The 18,275-nt window shown below is 58.3% G+C and carries 11 protein-coding genes; 10 read left to right on the forward strand and 1 reads right to left on the reverse strand.

All coding sequences use genetic code 11. The features are described 5' to 3' along the window. Window positions 1-306 precede the first annotated feature (306 nt). Entirely contained in the window at window positions 307-519 is a 213-nt protein-coding gene (locus QWJ34_RS02665; protein ID WP_302725493.1) for a hypothetical protein, read from the reverse strand. A gap of 354 nt (window positions 520-873) precedes the next feature. Between QWJ34_RS02665 and QWJ34_RS02670 the strand changes: the two genes are divergently transcribed. From QWJ34_RS02670 to tkt, 10 genes are all read left to right on the forward strand, one after another. Beyond that, window positions 874-1,671 (forward strand): alpha/beta hydrolase, encoded by a 798-nt coding sequence (locus tag QWJ34_RS02670; protein ID WP_302725494.1) that lies wholly within the window; start codon window positions 874-876, stop codon window positions 1,669-1,671. A gap of 724 nt (window positions 1,672-2,395) precedes the next feature. Beyond that, complete coding sequence (locus tag QWJ34_RS02675) at window positions 2,396-3,406, forward strand: LacI family DNA-binding transcriptional regulator (protein WP_302725495.1); 1,011 nt, start codon at window positions 2,396-2,398, stop codon at window positions 3,404-3,406. Window positions 3,407-3,616: 210 nt separating this feature from the next. Further along, the gene (locus QWJ34_RS02680; RefSeq protein WP_483314233.1) at window positions 3,617-4,576 is read left to right on the forward strand and encodes an ABC transporter permease; all 960 of its coding nucleotides are present in this window, start codon (window positions 3,617-3,619) and stop codon (window positions 4,574-4,576) included. A 19-nt stretch (window positions 4,577-4,595) separates the two neighbouring features. Continuing rightward, a complete protein-coding gene (locus QWJ34_RS02685) occupies window positions 4,596-5,504 on the forward strand; it encodes a carbohydrate ABC transporter permease (RefSeq protein WP_302725496.1) in 909 nt (302 codons plus the stop codon). A 71-nt stretch (window positions 5,505-5,575) separates the two neighbouring features. Further along, window positions 5,576-7,186, forward strand: coding sequence for a type 2 periplasmic-binding domain-containing protein (locus QWJ34_RS02690; RefSeq protein WP_302725498.1), 1,611 nt, complete (start codon window positions 5,576-5,578; stop codon window positions 7,184-7,186). 342 nt (window positions 7,187-7,528) lie between these two features. Then, on the forward strand, window positions 7,529-9,700 hold the full coding sequence (locus QWJ34_RS02695; protein ID WP_302725499.1) for a glycoside hydrolase family 3 N-terminal domain-containing protein: 2,172 nt from the start codon (window positions 7,529-7,531) through the stop codon (window positions 9,698-9,700). Window positions 9,701-9,723: 23 nt separating this feature from the next. Next, window positions 9,724-13,077 carry a GH36-type glycosyl hydrolase domain-containing protein gene (locus QWJ34_RS02700; protein WP_302725500.1) on the forward strand — a complete coding sequence of 1,118 codons (3,354 nt, stop codon included), beginning with the start codon at window positions 9,724-9,726 and terminating at the stop codon, window positions 13,075-13,077. 107 nt (window positions 13,078-13,184) lie between these two features. Further along, window positions 13,185-14,153 (forward strand): LacI family DNA-binding transcriptional regulator, encoded by a 969-nt coding sequence (locus QWJ34_RS02705; protein WP_302725501.1) that lies wholly within the window; start codon window positions 13,185-13,187, stop codon window positions 14,151-14,153. A gap of 172 nt (window positions 14,154-14,325) precedes the next feature. After that, complete coding sequence (locus QWJ34_RS02710) at window positions 14,326-15,789, forward strand: carboxylesterase/lipase family protein (RefSeq protein ID WP_302725502.1); 1,464 nt, start codon at window positions 14,326-14,328, stop codon at window positions 15,787-15,789. A gap of 348 nt (window positions 15,790-16,137) precedes the next feature. Next, window positions 16,138-18,156, forward strand: a complete 2,019-nt coding sequence (tkt, locus tag QWJ34_RS02715; RefSeq protein WP_302725503.1) for a transketolase — start codon at window positions 16,138-16,140, stop codon at window positions 18,154-18,156. The last annotated feature ends 119 nt before the right edge of the window (window positions 18,157-18,275 follow it).

The following is an 18,275-nucleotide window of genomic DNA, read 5'->3' on the forward strand; positions in this document are numbered from 1 at the left end:
TCGAATTTTTCGCTAAAATGCTGACCTGGCGTCAACACTGGCGTCAGGTCAGCATTTGAGGGGCAGCATTCCCGGTGCTCCTCTTCAGTCTTGAGCGGCGGCCGGCGTCTTCCGACCTCGCCGCTGGATCGACGAGCCGTCTCGTTTTTACACACAAATATGGACTTGCCCGGACTTCCCGCATGACGGCCGTCTTCGTTTGCTCGTCGTCTGCTTTGCAGACCGAACCCGTCGTCCTCAGACACCGTCTAGCCGTTCTCGCTGGTTCCCGCGCGCCAAGCGACTCCACTCGCACCTACTGTTGTTCTACCGCCGCAGCTCGTAAAACTCGCACGTCCGCCGGTCGTAGTAATCGAGGTCGCTGACGCTCGACTGGACGGCGATCATGGAATCGTCGAAGCGGATAATCAGTCCGCCGGGATTGATCATATCGTCGTTTTGGAAAACGCGAACGGTGCGCTCGTTGTCCATCGCTTCCTGGAAATCGCGTTCGGTTTCAAGCTTTCGGTTGGTCGCCATAGTTCCTCCTTGACGTCGTTTTCGCTGCTGCCCGCCTCGCCGCGCAGCCGTACAAAAGTCCGCGCGGCGGCTGCGCATCACTTCATATTCTATCACAAAATCCGCTCCCGGAAGTCTATCCGAAGCGCGCCGGAGCCTGCAGCGGACGCCGGACTCTTCTATTGCAGCCGCTATTATTTTTGCGTCCGGCTCTTTCCATTCGCGGAGCAGCGAGTATAATGGAGCGGTAAGAAGCAAGCCTTCCTGCCGACGGCATACAGGCTCCGCGCAGTCCGGCTTTTTTCATCCGCCCTGCGAAGGTCATTCCGGACCAACGGCAAGAAAATACCGAAAACGATTTAGGAGGATAACACAATGAATCCCGTAATTTTATGGCCGGACGGCGCGCCGAACGCGGCCGGAACCACCGATGAAGACGTGCCTGCAATCGAAGCTTATCTGGCGGAAGGAGAGAACCGCGCGGCGGTAATCGTCTGTCCGGGCGGAGGCTACGAGTTTCGCGCCGACCACGAAGGCGAGCCGATCGCGCTCTGGCTGAATACGCTCGGCATCTCGGCTTTCGTGCTGCGCTACCGGGTAGCGCCTTACCGCTATCCGAGCGCCCTGTCCGATGTGCAGCGGGCGGTTCGGACTGTTCGTTACCGCGCCGAAGAATTCAAGCTCGACCCGTCCCGGATCGGCGTGCTGGGATTCTCCGCGGGCGGCCATCTGGCTTCGACGGCCGGTACGTTGTACGACGCCGGCCGTCCCGATTCCGAAGATCCGATCGAGCGCTTGTCCAGCCGTCCCGATCTGCTGATGCTGTGCTATCCGGTGATTACGCTGAACGAACCGTACACCCATGCCGGCTCCCGGATCGCGCTGCTGGGCGCGGATGCCGACGCCAAGGCGATCGAATCGCTGTGCAGCGAGCTTAACGTCACGTCGGATACGCCGCCGACTTTCCTCTGGCATACGTCCGAAGACGGTCTGGTTCCGGTGGAGAACAGCCTGCTGTTCGCTTCGGCTCTGGGCAGAAAAGGCGTTCCGTTCGATCTGCACGTGTATGCGCATGGCGGCCACGGAATGGGCATGGCCGAAGGCGATCCGCATGTGTCCCACTGGAGCGGGCAGTGCGCTTCCTGGCTGCGCGTGAACGGGTTTGCGGATTAACGCGAACGATTTATCGGCAAACCGCGTTCCTGCTGTAAACTTTTAAAGATTCACGCCTGCGGCTGCTTCGCAGACTTGCGGCGCCCGTCCGGTGCTGCTTTCCTGAAAAATCCCGCTTACAGACCGAACAGGCCGATTGCCTGCCGAAGCTGTAAGCGGGATTTTTTAAGGCGTGTACGCGGCCAAGATAGAAGTAAAGTTACTCTTCGCTGAAGCGCACCCAAAGCGTGTGGGTTTCAGACGAACGTAAACTTCTGATCGAATCTGGTCGACGAACGGTCTCCAGGCTATTCCGTTTAAAAAATATAGATCGCTTTATTGTGTTTCGAAACGATTTTATGCGGGTGAAAAGAAAATAGGAGGTGGAAACGTTTCCTATAGCAGCTTTGAAACTTTCAATTTGAAGGTTTTTCAAAGCAGAAATCCGGTCGTTTTTTCATAATGCAACCGCTTACTTTTTCAAGTTGCAAGGATGCTCCACGAATAAGCGGAACGGTTGGATAATGGGGGTGAAAAAGGAAGATTTTTAATTTGTGAACTTCGTAGAAACTGTATTGACACGTCGAATATTCGGGTTTATGATGTGTATCGAAACGATTCGAATGTCGAAGAAAGCGTTTCCCGCAAGATGGGAAACGTTTCCCACGGTTTTCGAGAATTTCAAGAACGATCGGCCCGGGAAGGCGGGGAACCGGTCGGCAACCGAGGTGAAGCAGCAGCAGATATGAACATCAAAGACATTGCCAAAATCTCCGGAGTAGGCATTTCCACCGTATCGAGAGTGCTGAATAACAGCGGAGTCGTCAGCGATGCTACCCGGGCCAGGGTGATGTCGGTCGTCAAACAGTACAATTATGTACCGAACAGCAACGCCCGCAACCTGAAAATGACCCAGTCCAACACGATCGCGCTGATGGTCAAAGGGATATCGAACCCCTTTTTCGCCAACATGATCAAGGAAGTCGAACGCCAGGTGCATCTGCGCGGCTGTCCGCTCCTGATCCAGCATATCGAAGACGGCGTGGACGAGATCGGCGCGGCGGTACAGCTCGTTAAAGAAAAGAACCTGTGCGGCGTGATCTTTATGGGCGGTACGTACGATCACTCCGAGGAAGAGTTCAAACAGCTTACGGTTCCGTTCGTGCTGACGACGATCACGACGATCAAGGAAGTCGATCCGTCCGTATTTTCCAGCGTGTCGATCGACGATGTGCACAGCGCTTACAAAGCGACCAATTATCTCATCTCGCTCGGGCATCGCAGCATTTGTTTTCTGGCCCGGTTCCCTCTGGTGGAGAATACCATCGGCAACCGGCGCCTGCTGGGATACAAGAAAGCGCTTGAAGAGCACGGAATACCGTACGATCCGGCATTCGTCGAAGACTGCGAGTATGCGCCGAGCTTCGGGTTCGCGGCCGCCAAACGGCTGATGAACAAGAACAAAGGCGCAACGGCCATGTTCGCCGCTTCCGACGCAATCGCGATCGGCGTCGCCAAAGCGGTACTGTCTTCGGGACTTTCGATTCCGGGCGATATGTCGATCGTCGGCTTCGACGGGATCGAGATGGCGGAGTATTATCATCCGTCGCTCGATACGATCAGCCAGCCGGGCGTCGAGATGGCCCATGTAAGCGTCGAAACGCTGTTCGACCTGATCGCGGGCGAGACGGCGAACAAGCATATCGTATTCGAATCTTTGCTCGTCAAGCGCGGCTCCAGCCGCAAGATCAATTAATCGAGCGGCATGCCGGCGCAGAGGACTTAAACGAAGTCCTCTGCGCGGCAGCCGCGAAACGCAGTCGCTCGATTCGGCTTTTCAAGTAAACGCTTGCTGAAATCGTTATTTTCACGCCGCCGTTTGCTGTCAATCGAAACGATTCGCTTCAGGTCCGGCCATGCTGCCGGGCAGTACCAAAGAGACTCAAGTAGAGTGAGGAGATGTCATTTGAAACCCGCAGCTGCATCCCCGGGCCAAGCCAAAGGGGAAGAATCGAAATTCAAAAGGCTGTTCGTCGAGATCTGGAAATACAGAATGACGTATACGCTGCTGATTCCCGGCCTGATCTGGCTGATCCTGTTCGCTTACCTGCCGATGGGCGGCTTGTCGCTCGCCTTTAAGCATTATCGGGCCAACGACGGAATCTGGGGCAGCCAATGGATTGCGTTGGAGAACTTCAAGTATGTGTTCCGGGACCCCGCGTTCGCGGCGGCCGTATGGCGGACGCTGTACGTCAATATCATTAAGCTGTTTATCACGTTCCCGTTTCCGATTCTGCTGGCGCTGCTGCTGAATGAACTGCGGATGCGCCGCTACAAGAAAGTGCTGCAAACCGCCGTTACTTTCCCGCACTTCCTGTCCTGGATCATCGTGTCGGGTATTATCATCAACGTGTTGGCCTATGACGGCCTGGTGAACAGCTTCCTGGCGCTGCTGGGCCTGCCGACGATCAATTTCCTCGGCTCCGAGCAAACCTTCTATCCGATGATTATCCTGACCGATATCTGGAAGTCGACCGGATGGGGAGCAATCGTGTTCCTGGCCGCGATCTCGGGGATCGATCAGGAGCAGTACGAAGCGGCGCAGATCGACGGCGCCACGCGACTTCAGCAGATGTTCCGGGTTACGCTGCCGAACATCATGCCAACTGTGACAATCATGTTCATCCTGTCGGTCGGCGGCCTGATGTCCTCCGGCTTCGACCAAATCTTCAACCTGGCGAACGCCGCTACGCAGAATGTATCGCAGGTGCTCGACGTATATATTTATCGGATTACTTTCCAGTCCTCGACCGACTTCGGCTTCTCGACCGCAGTCAGCTTGTTCCGTTCCATCGTGAACATGGTGCTGCTGCTGCTGGCCGATAGAGCGGCGAAATGGTTGGGCGGAGACGGCCTGTTCCGATAAGAGAGGAGAACGAAGCCCAATGAGTACTTTAGCGAGAAAAACAAAAAAAGCGAAGTTCGGCACGACCCGAATGACGATTATGGATTACGCGATCTTCGTTATTCTTACGCTCGGAGCGCTGTCGATTCTGATTCCGTTCTGGAACGTCATCATGATCTCGTTCGCGACGCAAAAAGAGTATGCGAGCAATCCGCTGCTGATGTGGCCGAAAGATCCGACCCTGGCTTCCTACAAAGCTTTGTTTGCGGACGGAAGCATCGGTACCGGTTACTGGAATACGATCAAGCTGATGGCCGCGGGACTGCCGCTCAGTTTGTTCCTGACAGTCAGCATGGCCTACGGCCTCAGCCGTCCGAGCTTTCCGGGCAAAAAGCCGATCTTCTTCCTGGTCTTGTTCACGATGATCTTCAACGGCGGAATCGTGCCGCTGTACCTGGTCATGAAAGATCTGCATCTTACCGGTTCGCTCTGGGCCGTCATCCTGGCGGGAAGCTTCAGCGTATTCAACATGATCCTGATGATGAACTATTTCCAGGGTCTGCCGGAATCGCTGATGGAATCGGCCAGACTCGACGGAGCGGGCGAATGGAAAATCCTGTTCTCCATCGTGCTGCCGCTGGCCGCTCCGATTATGGCGACGATCGCGCTGTTCTACGGCGTCGCGTTCTGGAACAGCTGGTACGACGCGATGATCTTCCTGCGCAAAGCCGATCAGCTGCCGCTGCAGAACGTGCTGCGCGCGATCATCGTCGAATCGCAGACCAATGCTTCCAACGCGACCACAGTCGGACAAGGCGTGGCGCAGTCGTTCTCGACCGGGATGAAAATGGCGGCGGTATTCGTCACCATGGTGCCGATCATGGCTTTCTTCCCGATTCTGCAAAAGCACTTCGCCAAAGGGGTATTGACAGGGGCTATCAAGACCTGATGAACCAATACAAGCTTTAAACGTTTCGCAAAGGGTTTTAAAAAATCCGCACAAAAAAATGGGGGTAAAACATGAACGCGAACAAAAAGGTTTCGGTCAAATCGCTTCTCCTGATCGTTCTGGCTATGGTTATGGTGCTGGTTACGGCCTGCTCCAAAGGCTCCGACAGCGCGGCAACGGGTAATGCGGACGAGAAGAACGAGGACGGTACGTACAAAAATAATTTGACCATCTCGTATGCCGGCATCACCGATATTTCCAAAGCCAAGCTCGACGACAAGTTTCATAAAACGTTCAGCGATAAATTCAATATTACGTGGGATTACAACTATGTGGATTGGGACTCCTGGGGCGAGAAGCTGCGTCTGTGGATCAACTCCGGCGACCTGCCGGACTTCGCAAGCTGGAACTATGTAAACGGCGACGCGATGAACTACATCGACCAGGGGCTGTTCTATAAATTCCCGGACGATTGGAAAGAGCGCTGGCCGAACGCCGCGAAAGCTTATGCGTCGACCGGACTGGGCGACCGTCTCGAAGAAAAAGTAGGCGGTACTTACGTGCTGCCGAGACCGGTTTACTTCCAGAACAAACCGGCCGATCCGCTGTTGAACCAAATCGGCGTTATCGCCATCCGCAAAGACTGGGCCAAAGAAGTCGGCTTTGAACTGAAAGACGCTTATACCGTGAGCGAACTGATGGAATACGCCGAACTGGTTAAAGAAAAAGATCCCGGCAAAGTCGGCTCCAAGCTGATCCCGATGTCGTTCAACGCCGGCGATATCCTGACCGGCTTCGTGATGGCCAACAACGCGCATGCTCGCGTCGAATCCGCTTTCTACAAAGGTGAAGACGGCAAGTACAAATGGGGCCCGGCCGACGAGTCCACGCTGACCGGCTTGAAGCTGGCGCAGCAGGCATACAAAGAAGGACTGCTCGATCCTGAATTCTATACCTGGAAAAACAACGAAGGCGGCGACGCGTTCAAAGTAACCGGCATCTCCGCAATCGGCGGTCTGGGCGGCCTGGCTTCGTACAGACAGGATATGGATACCGCGATGAAAAAGAACCTGAACCTGAACAGCTCCGATGTCGTGCACGAAGCGCTGATTCTGGGAGAAGACGGCAAATACCGCAACCTGGAACAGGTCAACTTCTGGTCTTCGATCGTGTTTTCGCCGAACATCTCGGACGAGAAGTTCGAACGCGTTATGGATATGATCGATTATTCGGTAACCGATGAAGCGCAAAAATTCCTGAATCTCGGCATCGAAGGCGAAGATTGGAAAGACGAAAACGGCGAGCTGGTAAGTCTGCTGCCGGAAGGCACGACGCTTGAAGACAAATACCCGGGCCGTTTCGAGGGCCTGTACGTGCTGGGCGACGACTTCAGCGTCATCAACCCGGCGATCAAAAAAGAATTCCGCGACCGTTCGGTGGAACTGTATAAAGAAAAAGCGACGCTGAGCACCGAGGGCAACGAAATGGCGGCATACGATTGGGATTTCCAACTGTACAGCTCCAAAGCGAAAGATCAGGCCAACTTCACGTACGAAACGGAATACGCCAACCTGATCCTGCAAAAAGGCGATCTCGAAACCAACTGGAAAAACTGGGTAGCCAGCAAACAGTCGATCGTGCAGCCGCTGATCGACGAGCTGAACAGCGAATTCGCTAAGTAACACAAGCGCAGGAACAAGAACAACCCGGGCCCGGACGGCACCTCGCCTATAGGTCCGGCCGCAATTCGAACCCGGTGCGCGCGGAACTTCCGCACGAACCGGGTTCTTCTCTTCCAACGGGCGAAGAAGGTTTTCGCCCGCATGAAGAGATTCGCTTCGATTATTTTTGCAAAAAACGTGAAAAACAAAGACTTGTCTCAAACGGTTGTATGGAAGCGAGGCAGGCTATTAAAGAAAGAGATTTGGCGGTTTCATGAATTTCGCCGGTTCCTCTTAGGCCGTACACGTCCTAAATAAAGCCGGGAAATTGGTGAAGTCCCTAAATGTCATGGAGGATTGGATATGGACAACCAGCAGCTCTTGGATCTGATCGACCGGATGACGCTTGAAGAGAAAATCGCGCAGCTGCTTCAGTTGGCTGCTCCTTTCTACGAAGGTGTGGAAGACGAAGGGCAGATTACGGGCCCGATGCAGGCGATGGGGATCACCGATCCCATGATCGCCAGCAGCGGCTCCATTCTGGGCTATGCAAGAGCGGCCGGCGCCGTTCGGGTGCAGGAAGCGCATTTGAAGAAAAATCCGCACGGCATTCCGCTGCTGTTCATGGCGGATATCGTGCACGGCTTCAAAACGATTTTTCCCGTGCCGCTCGCAATGGGCTGCTCCTGGGATATGGAACTGGCCGAACGCAGCGCGGAGATCGCGGCGCGCGAAGCGGCCGTATCGGGCGTGCACGTTACCTTTGCGCCGATGGTCGATCTGGTGCGCGATCCCCGCTGGGGCCGCGTCATGGAATCGACGGGCGAAGATCCGTACCTGAACAGTTTGTTCGCCAAAGCGTTCGTCCGAGGACTTCAAGGCGACAATCTGAAAGAAGAAACCGAGCGCGTAGCGGCGTGCGTGAAGCACTTCGCCGCTTACGGGGCGTCGGAAGCGGGCCGCGATTACAACACGGTCGACCTGTCGGAACGCCAACTGCGCGAATATTACCTGCCCGCTTACAAAGCGGCGCTGGACGAAGGCTGCGAGATGGTCATGACGTCGTTCAATACGATCGACGGGATTCCGGCCAGCGGCAACGAGAAGCTGATGCGCGGTCTGCTGCGCGAAGAATGGGGATTCGACGGCGTGCTGATCTCGGACTGGGGCGCGGTCAAAGAACTGATCCCGCACGGCGCGGCCGAAGACGAACGCGAAGCGGCTTACCGCGCGATCCGGGCGGGCGTCGATATCGAAATGATGACGTCGTGCTACGTGCACGGGCTGCCCGAACTGGTGCGCGAAGGCCGTGTGGACGAAGCGCTGATCGACGAATCCGTGCTGCGGATTCTCCAGCTCAAAGAAAAGCTGGGCCTGTTCGACAATCCGACCCGGGGAGCGAGCCCCGAGCGGGCGGCGGAAGTGATCTTCAGCCGGGAGCACCGCGACGCGGCGTACGAAGCGGCGATCAAGTCGATCGTGCTGCTCAAGAACGAAGGCGGCGTGCTGCCGCTTTCTCCCGAAGCGAAAGTCGCTTTGATCGGACCTTTTGCAAGCAGCGGCGATATTCTCGGCCCGTGGTCGTGGGACGGCTCGACGGAAGATGCGGTGAAGCTGGACGCGGCGCTGTCCGAACGTCTGGGCAAGGACCGTCTGATCGTCGCCGAAGGCTGCGGAATCGAGCGCGGCACGGACGAACACCTTCTGGCGGCGCTCAAAGCGGCGGCCGAAGCCGACGTGATCGTGCTCGCGCTCGGCGAAGCGTCCGAGATGAGCGGGGAAGCCGGCAGCCGCAGCGATATCCGGCTGCCGCAGGCCCAGCTTGAACTCATCGACAGCATCGCAGGCCTGCGCAAGCCGACGGCCGCCGTACTGTTCAACGGCCGTCCGCTCGATCTGCACGGCGTGTACGACAAGACCGGCGCGGTCGTCGAAGCCTGGTTCCCGGGCAGCGAAGGCGGAGCCGCCGTCGCCGATATTCTGCTCGGCGCGGTCGATCCGTCCGCGCGGCTGACCATGTCGTTCCCGCACTCCGTCGGCCAGGTGCCGGTATACTACAACCATTTCAACACCGGACGCCCGCTCGGCGCCGCGGACGCCCAGGTCCGCTATGTGTCGCAGTACCTGGACGCTCCGAACGACCCGCTGCTGCCGTTCGGCTTCGGCTTGTCGTACACGACGTTCGGCTACGACGGACTCAAGCTGTCCTCGGACGAGATGACGGCGGACCGCCCGATTACGGTCAGCGTGAACGTGACCAATACCGGCGCGCGCGCCGGCACGGAAACCGTCCAGCTTTACGTCCGCGATATCGCGGGCGAGGTGGTTCGTCCGGTGCGCGAGCTCAAAGGCTTTGTCAAGCTGGAACTTGCTCCGGGCGAACGCGGCACGGCCGTGTTTACGCTGGGCGAAGAGCAGCTTCGCTATCATCATTCGGATCTGAGCTTCGGCAGCGATCCGGGCCGGTTCGAAGTGTTTGTCGGACGCAGCAGTCTCGATACGCTTAAATCCTCGTTTATTTTGAAGGAAAACTGATTGAAATAGGAGTGATTGCAAGCATGACCACTATCGCCAACCCCAATTCGAAATTCAGCGTTCAGGCGGGAGACCTGAACTTTACATTCTGGCCGAGCGGAGACTTGTATCAGGCGCTCGGCGGCCAAACGATGCTGAACCAGCTGCTGTCTTCTCCGCTGGACGGCTCGCTGAACAATCTGTATCTGCGCATCCACCAGGAATCGGGCATTTCGTTCTTCCCGCTGCTCGGCATCCGCTCGGCAAGCAAAGTCCGCTTCGGCGCCAAGCGCGTCGTCTGGGAAGGCAGCGCGGCCGGTGTCGATTACAGCGTGACTTTCGCGGTAACGGACCGCGGCGTCTGGTTCTGGGACGTGACAGCGCGCGGCGAAGGCGTCAATATCGATCTGATCTACGGCCAGGACGTCGGCGATGCCGATCCGGGCGCGGTGCGCAGCAACGAAGCGTATCTGTCGCAGTATATCGACCATACCGTGTTCGACGACGGTGACAAAGGCTATGTGGTCTGCTCCCGTCAGAACCAGCCGCAGGGCGGAATGTTCCCGTACATGCAGCAGGGTTCGCTGACGCGCGCGGCCGGCTACTCGACGGACGGCTTCCAGTTCTTCGGCCAGTCGTACAAAGAAACGAACGTGCCGGAATCGCTGACACGCGGGCAGCTGGCCAACGAAGTGTACCAGTACGAATTCGCGTACACCGCGCTGCAATCGCAGTTGGTCGCGCTGAGCGGCGAAGAGCGTTTCGTATTCTACGGCTTGTACCGCGCGGATCATCCGTCGGCGATCGCCGAACTGGAATTCGCAAGCGACGTGCAGGCGGCGTGGGAAGCTTACGAAGCCGAAGAAGCGGGCGAGCTGCGCGAACTGCCGCAGGTATCGCTTAAACCGGCAATCGGCGAACCGCTGCAAACGCTGGACCTGACGGACGAAGAAGTGGCGGAGCTGTTCCCGGTCCGTCATCAGGAAGAGTATGCGAACGGCAGGCTGCTGGCCTTTTTCACGGAAACGTACGAACATATCGTATTGAAGGAAAAAGAACGCCTCGTCGAGCGGCCGCACGGCCATATCCTGATGAGCGGAGGGAACGTCGAGTTCGGCGTGCCGGTGCTGGCGACCACTTCCTATATGTACGGCATTTTCAACTCGCAGCTCGTCGTGGGCAACACCAACCTCAACAAAATGATGAGCAATGCGCGCAGCGCGCTCAACGTGCCGAAAACGGCCGGTCAGCGCATCTATATCGAAATCGAAGGGCAGTACCGTCTGCTGACGCTGCCGTCGCTGTTCGAGATCGGCTTCAACTACGCGCGCTGGATCTACAAAACGGAAACCGATACGATCGTCGTCACCAACTTTACGACCGTCGATACGCCGGAAGTCCGGCTGAACGTGCGCTCGGCGAGCGGACGGGCTTACCGCTACCTGGTCACGACGCAGGTGACGATGGATGTGAACGAGTACGCTTTCCCGCTCCATATGACGGAAGAAAACGGAACGCTGACGTTCCGCGCGGACCCGGCTTCGCCGACCGTCGGCGCTTATCCGGAACTTTCTTACCGGATGCGGGTGGACGGCGCGCAAACCGAGACCGGCGGCGAATCGGCGCTTGCGGACGGGGTGAACGACGGCGACGCGTCGCTGGTGGCGCTGACGCTTGCGTCCTCGCCGGAATGGACGATGACGCTGCAGGGGCTGCTCGGCGGCGGAGATCTTCCTTTTGCCGAACGTTCCGTCGAACAAGAAGCCGGCAGATACCGCGAATTCTATAAAGAAGTCATGAACGGATTCCGGTTGTCGCTCGGCGGCAGCGCCTCGGACGCCAAATTGTTCAAAGTCAACGCGCTGTCCTGGTGGTACACGCACAACATGCTGGTTCATTACTCGTCCCCGCACGGTCTGGAGCAGTACGGCGGCGCGGCGTGGGGAACGCGCGACGTCTCCCAGGGACCGGTCGAATACTTCATGGCGACGCAGAAATACGATCAGGTCAAAGACATTATCAAAACGGTATATTCGCACCAGTACGAAGACGACGGCAACTGGCCGCAGTGGTTTATGTTCGACAACTATTTCAAGATCCAGCAGGAAGAAAGTCACGGCGATATCATCGTTTGGCCGCTGAAAGTACTGGGCGATTACCTGACGGCGACGCGCGATTACGGCATCCTGAGCGAAACGGCGCCGTATACGATCAAGCACGAATTCGGCTTTACGCCGGAAGAAAGCACGATCCTCGACCACGCGAAAAAAGAAATCGAATATATCAAAACCCATTTCCTGCACGATACGTTCCTGTCTTCGTACGGCGACGGCGACTGGGACGATACGCTCCAGCCGGCGAACGCGCAGCTCAAGCAGTACATGGTGAGCAGTTGGACCGTGGCGCTGACGTACCAGACCGTAAACGTGCTGTCGGCGGCGCTTGAAGAAGCGGACTCGGCATTCGCGCAGGAATTGGCCGGACTTGCGGACGGCATTCGCGCCGACTTCGGCCGTTATATGCTGAACACGGACGTGATCCCGGGCTTCGTGTATATGGAAGAAGCCGACAAGCCGAAGCCGATGCTGCACCCGAGCGACAGCGAGACGGGCATCAACTACCGTCTCCTGCCGATGACGCGCAGCATGATCGGGGAACTGCTGACGCCGGAACAGGCCAAGTCGCATTACGAGCTGATCAAACGCGAGTTCTTCTGCCCGGACGGCGTGCGCCTGATGAACCGTCCCGCGCAGTACGCGGGCGGCGTAAGCACGCACTTCAAGCGCGCCGAGCAGGCGTCGAACTTCGGCCGCGAGATCGGGCTCCAGTACGTGCACGCCCATATCCGCTACGTCGAAGCGATGGCGAAGCTGGGCCTGACGGACGAAACGTGGAACGGACTGGCGATCATCAATCCGGTCGGTATCCAGGATGTGGTGCCGAACGCGGAACTGCGCCAAAGCAACTCGTACTTCAGCAGCTCGGACGGCAAGTTCAACGACCGTTATGAAGCGCAGGAGCGCTTCGGCGAGCTGAAAAGCGGCGATGTGGCGGTCAAAGGCGGATGGAGAATCTATTCCAGCGGCCCGGGGATCTATATGAACCAACTGATCGGCAACGTGCTCGGCATCCGTCAGGAAGGCGGAGACCTGATCGTCGATCCGGTGCTGCCTGCGGAACTGGACGGACTGAATCTGGACTTCGAGTACGACGGCATTCCGGTGACGTTCGTCTACCGCCTCGGCGGAGAGGCCCGCGGCGTCGTCAAATTGAACGGCGAAGACATTGGCGAGCGGACCGGCGGCAACCGGTACCGGGACGGCGGCGTGCGCGTGAAACGGACCGATTTTGAGGCCCGGGCCGCGAAACAAAGCAACACAATCGAAGTTTTCGTATAAAATTCACCGAAAATCACCAAAAAACGAAAGGCGATCTTGACGGATCGCCTTTTTTGTCTGTTAGATGTAGATATAGAAAAGGGCAACCAGACAGGGGAGCGAGTGGATTGGTAAGTATTAAGGATATCGCCAAGAAGGCGGGGGTGTCGATTTCGACGGTTTCCTACGCGCTAAACGGCAGCAGCAAAGTGACGGACGAGACGAGTTCGAGGATTCTGGCGATCGCCGAGGAACTGAATTATGTGCCGAACGCCGCGGCGCGCACGCTGAAGAAGCGGGAGTCCCGCATTATCGGCGTATTCCTGACCAGTTTTCGCGGCGACGTCTACGGCGATCTGCTGGACGGCGTGAAAGATGTGCTGAACCGCAGCGGCTACGATTTGATCGTATGCAGCGGCATTCAGTCGCACCGGATGCTGCCGGAGCGAATGATCGACGGGGCCGTCATTTTGGATTCGGGCTTCGACAGCGAAGAAATTCTGCGTTACGCCGACCGGGGACACCGGATCGTCGTGCTGGACCGGGAACTGATTCATCCGAATATCAACCGGGTGCTGCTCGACAACCAGGCGGGCGCGGCGGCGGCGGCGAATTATGCGCTGGACCGCGGCCATCGCAAACTGTACGTGGTGACGGGGCCGGAAGATTCTTACGATTCCAACCAGCGGCTGGCGGCGGCGCGGCAGGTCGCGCAGGAACGCGGCGGAGTCGAACTGATCGAGATTCCCAGCAATTTCGAAAAGAAAGGCGGCGCCGCGGCGGCGAAGCAAATCGTCGACGAATACGACGGTCCGGCCGCCGTGTTCTGCCTCAACGACGAGATGGCCGTCGGCATCCACGACGCGCTGTCGGGCACGGAGCTTAAAGTCGGCGAGCATATTCATCTGCTCGGCTTCGACAATATCGAACTGACCAAATATTTGCAGCCGCGTCTGGCTACCGTCGATTACTCCCGCGCCAGGTGGGGAGCGGTCGCGGCCGAGCATCTGCTCAAGATTTTGGCCGGCGAGCCGGTCGAACACGAACGCCTCCAGGTCAAGCTGATCGAAGGCGGATCGGTCGGAAGCGCAGAATAATCTTTACGTTGACTTTGAAACCTCGGCGCCCGCCGAATACGCGGGTACCGAGGTTTTTTGCCGCGCGATCCCGCCGCCGGCCAGCGCGGATTTGAATCCCGTCTCGGCGATATGTTTAAATAGAAATATCGAAAAAGATCACACAAGCGTGCCGAAGCGGAGGTAAAAAACGATGGAGCAAACCATAATCGAAACGAAACAGGGAACGCTGCGCGGAGCGGAAGGCAACGGCGTCTTGTCCTGGAAAGGCGTGCCTTACGCGCAGCCGCCGACCGGCGATCTGCGTTTTCGCGCCCCGCAGCCGCCGGAAAAATGGACGGGAATCCGGGACGCGCTGGCATTCGGGCCGATCTGTCCGCAGCCGCTGTACGGAGAAGCTTCGATGTTCGGCTCGGAAGCGCCTCCCATGTCCGAAGACTGTCTGTATTTGAACGTCTGGGCGCCCGAAGGCGAGCGTTCGAAGCTGCCCGTGACGGTCTGGATTCACGGAGGCGCTTTCGTGACCGGCGCGGCCAGTATTCCGCTGTACGAAGGCACCCAGTTCTCGCTGCGCGGAGACTGCATCGTCGTGTCCGTCAACTATCGGCTGGGCCCGTTCGGGTTCCTGCACCTGTCCCCGCTGGGCCAGGGATTCGCCTCGAATACGGGACTGCTCGACCAGGTGCTCGCGCTGGAGTGGGTGCGGAGCAATATCGCCGCGTTCGGCGGCGATCCGGAGAATGTGACCGTATTCGGCGAATCCGCCGGAGCGATGAGCATCGCCGCGCTCTTGGCCATGCCGGCCGCGCGCGGATTGTTTCGCCGGGCCGTGATGCAGAGCGGAGCGGCGCAGTCCATGAGCGCCGCGCAGGCCGAAAGCGTGGCGGCTTCGTTTATCCGCCTGCTCGGCGTGGACGGCGGCAATCTGGAACGGTTGAACGAACTGCGGGCGTCCGAACTGCTCGCGGCGGCGGACGGCGTGAGCCGCGAAAGCGAAGGCGGATTTCTGGCGCTGCCGTTCCAGCCGGTCGTCGAGCCGGGCAGTCTGCCGGCCGATCCGCTTGCGGCGGTGTCCGGCGGTTCGGCGGCGGGCATTCCGCTGCTGATCGGCACCAACAAAGACGAAGGCGCATTCTTTTTCCGCGACGAAGCCCACTTGATGGGCCCGGAGGAAATGGACGCCGCGCTGCGCAGCATGACGGGCTCGGAAGACACCGGTGCCTGGCTGGATCTGTACCCGGCTACGCTCGAAGGCCAGGGGCGGATGATGACCGAGCTGTACTTCTGGCGCTCCGCGCTGGCGTTCGCCGAAGCGCAGTCGCGGCACGCGCCGGTCTGGATGTACCGGTTCGACTGGAGTCTGCCGGGACATCCGTTCTTCGGACAGGCCGTGCACAGCGCGGAGATCGCGTTCGTGTTCGGCAACCTGGTGCTGCTGCCGAGAATGGGCGTACGCATCGAACCGGCGATGCAGAATCTGTCGGATGCCATGCGCAGAGCCTGGCAGACCTTCGCCCGCTCCGGCAGCCCGGACACGCCGGAACTTTCGTGGCCGGCTTACGGGGCGCAGGACCGGACGACGATGATCTTCGGCGCGGACACGCTGCCCGAGCACGATCCCGAGCGCGAGAAACGGGAGCGGCTGTCCGCTCCGTGAAGGTCCGGAACGTCCGCTTCTTGAGGTACAAGGCTTTTAGCGAAGTCTAAACTTTTCCCGCCTGTCCTCCGCCGGGTTTCGCCCCGCCGATTCGCATGCGGCCGACACAAATCGGCCCGCGCGCGAATCGGCGGGGCTTTTTGCGGGTAAAGGTCTCTGTAGGCCGCGGCTGCGGCTCGCTTTCGACGAGTCGGCGCGCGGTTCGCGCTCGGCGGCAGCAAATTTCCGCCATTGTTCCGAAGCCTATGGAAATGAATGTTTCAAAATGATATACTGGATGATAGGAGTCTTCACAATCCGGTTCAAGCATTGATGTATGCCGGAACCGACCGAGGAGGATATTTGAACATGGCTAACAATATCAAGATCGACGATCTGTCGATTGCTACAATCCGTACCCTTTCGATCGACGCGATCGAGAAAGCGAATTCCGGTCACCCGGGCATGCCGATGGGTTCGGCGCCAATGGGCTACCAGCTTTTCGCCAAAACGATGAATCATAACCCGTCGAACCCGACCTGGGTCAACCGGGACCGCTTCGTGCTGTCCGCGGGACACGGTTCGATGCTGCTTTACAGCCTGCTGCACCTGACGGGCTACGATCTGCCGATGGAAGAACTCAAGCAGTTCCGCCAATGGGGCAGCAAAACGCCGGGCCACCCGGAATTCGGCCATACGGCCGGCGTGGACGCGACGACCGGACCGCTCGGCCAGGGGATCGCGATGGCGGTCGGCATGGCGATCGCGGAAGCGCACACGGCGTCCGTGTACAACCAGGGCGACTTTAACCTGATCGACCACTATACCTATGCCATCTGCGGCGACGGCGACCTGATGGAAGGCGTTTCGCACGAAGCGGCTTCGATGGCCGGCCATATGCAGCTCGGCAAGCTGATCATGCTGTACGATTCCAACGATATTACGCTCGACGGCGAAGCTTCCCTGTCGTTTACCGACAGCGTGATGAAGAGATTCGAAGGCTACGGCTGGCAGGTGCTGCGCGTCGAAGACGGCAACGACCTGGACGCCATCTCCAAAGCGATCGAAGAAGCGAAGCTCGACACCGGCCGTCCGACGCTGATCGAAGTCAAAACGATCATCGGTTACGGCAGCCCGAACAAACAGGGTAAAGGCGGACACGCGGGTCCTCACGGCTCCCCGCTGGGTTCCGACGAAGTCAAGCTGACCAAAGAATTCTATAAATGGGTCTACGAAGAAAACTTCTACGTACCGGACGAAGTCCGCGAGCATTTCTCCACAGTCAAAGAAAAAGGCGAACTGGCCAACAAACTGTGGGATGCCGAATTCGATAAATTCCAGTCCGCCAACCCGGAACTGGCCGCTCAATTCCTGATGGCGTTTAACAGCGACCTGCCGGTAGGCTGGGACAAAGAACTGCCGAAGTACAAGGCGGAAGACAAAGACGTGTCGACCCGCGTCGCTTCCGGCAAAGCGCTGAACGGCGTCGTGCACAACGTGCCTCAATTGTTCGGCGGATCGGCCGACCTGGAAAGTTCGACCATGACGCACCTGAACGATATCACGGTATTTACGCCGAGCGACCGCAAAGGCCGCAATATTTATTACGGCGTGCGCGAATTCGGCATGGCCGGCGCCATGAACGGCATCGCGCTGCACGGCGGCGTCAAAGTATTCGGCGGCACGTTCTTCGTGTTCACCGACTACCTGCGTCCGGCCGTTCGCCTGGCTTCGATCATGAAGCTGCCGGTCACTTACGTGCTGACGCACGACAGCATCGCCGTCGGCGAAGACGGACCGACGCACGAGCCGATCGAACAGCTGGCTTCCGTGCGCATCATCCCGGGACTGACGGTTATCCGTCCGGCGGATGCGAACGAAACGTCCGCGGCCTGGTCTTACTCGCTGCAAAATAAAGAAAATCCGGTCGCGCTGGTACTGACCCGTCAGAACCTGCCGATTCTCGAAGGTTCGGTAGAAGGCGCCTGGGAAGGCGTGGCGCGCGGCGCTTACGTCGTATCCGACGCCAAAGACGGCAAACCGGCCGCGCAAATCCTGGCGACGGGTTCCGAAGTTCAGCTGGCCGTCAAAGCGCAGGCCAAACTGGCCGAAGAAGGCATCCAGGTTCGCGTGATCAGCTTCCCGAGCTGGGATCTGTTCGACAAGCAGGATCAGGAATATAAAGATTCCGTAATCCTGCCGGACGTCAAAGCCCGTCTGGCCGTCGAAATGGCGCATCCGTTCGGCTGGCACCGTTATGTCGGCGACGGCGGATCCGTGCTGGGCATCGAAACGTTCGGCGCTTCCGCTCCGGGCGGCAAAGTGATCGAAGAGTACGGCTTCACGCCGGAAAACGTCGTTTCCAAAGTCAAAGAACTGCTTAAATAATAAAAGAGCGCGGGTGTAAAGCCCGTTTCTTCGCCCCTGCGGCGTCCGTGCACAAGAGAGCATCCGGTGAGGAACTCCGGCCGGGCGGCGTCAGGGGCGTTTTCAATAGGGTTCGGCGG

Source organism: Saccharibacillus sp. CPCC 101409, assembly GCF_030518235.1.
Lineage (GTDB): Bacteria > Bacillota > Bacilli > Paenibacillales > Paenibacillaceae > Saccharibacillus.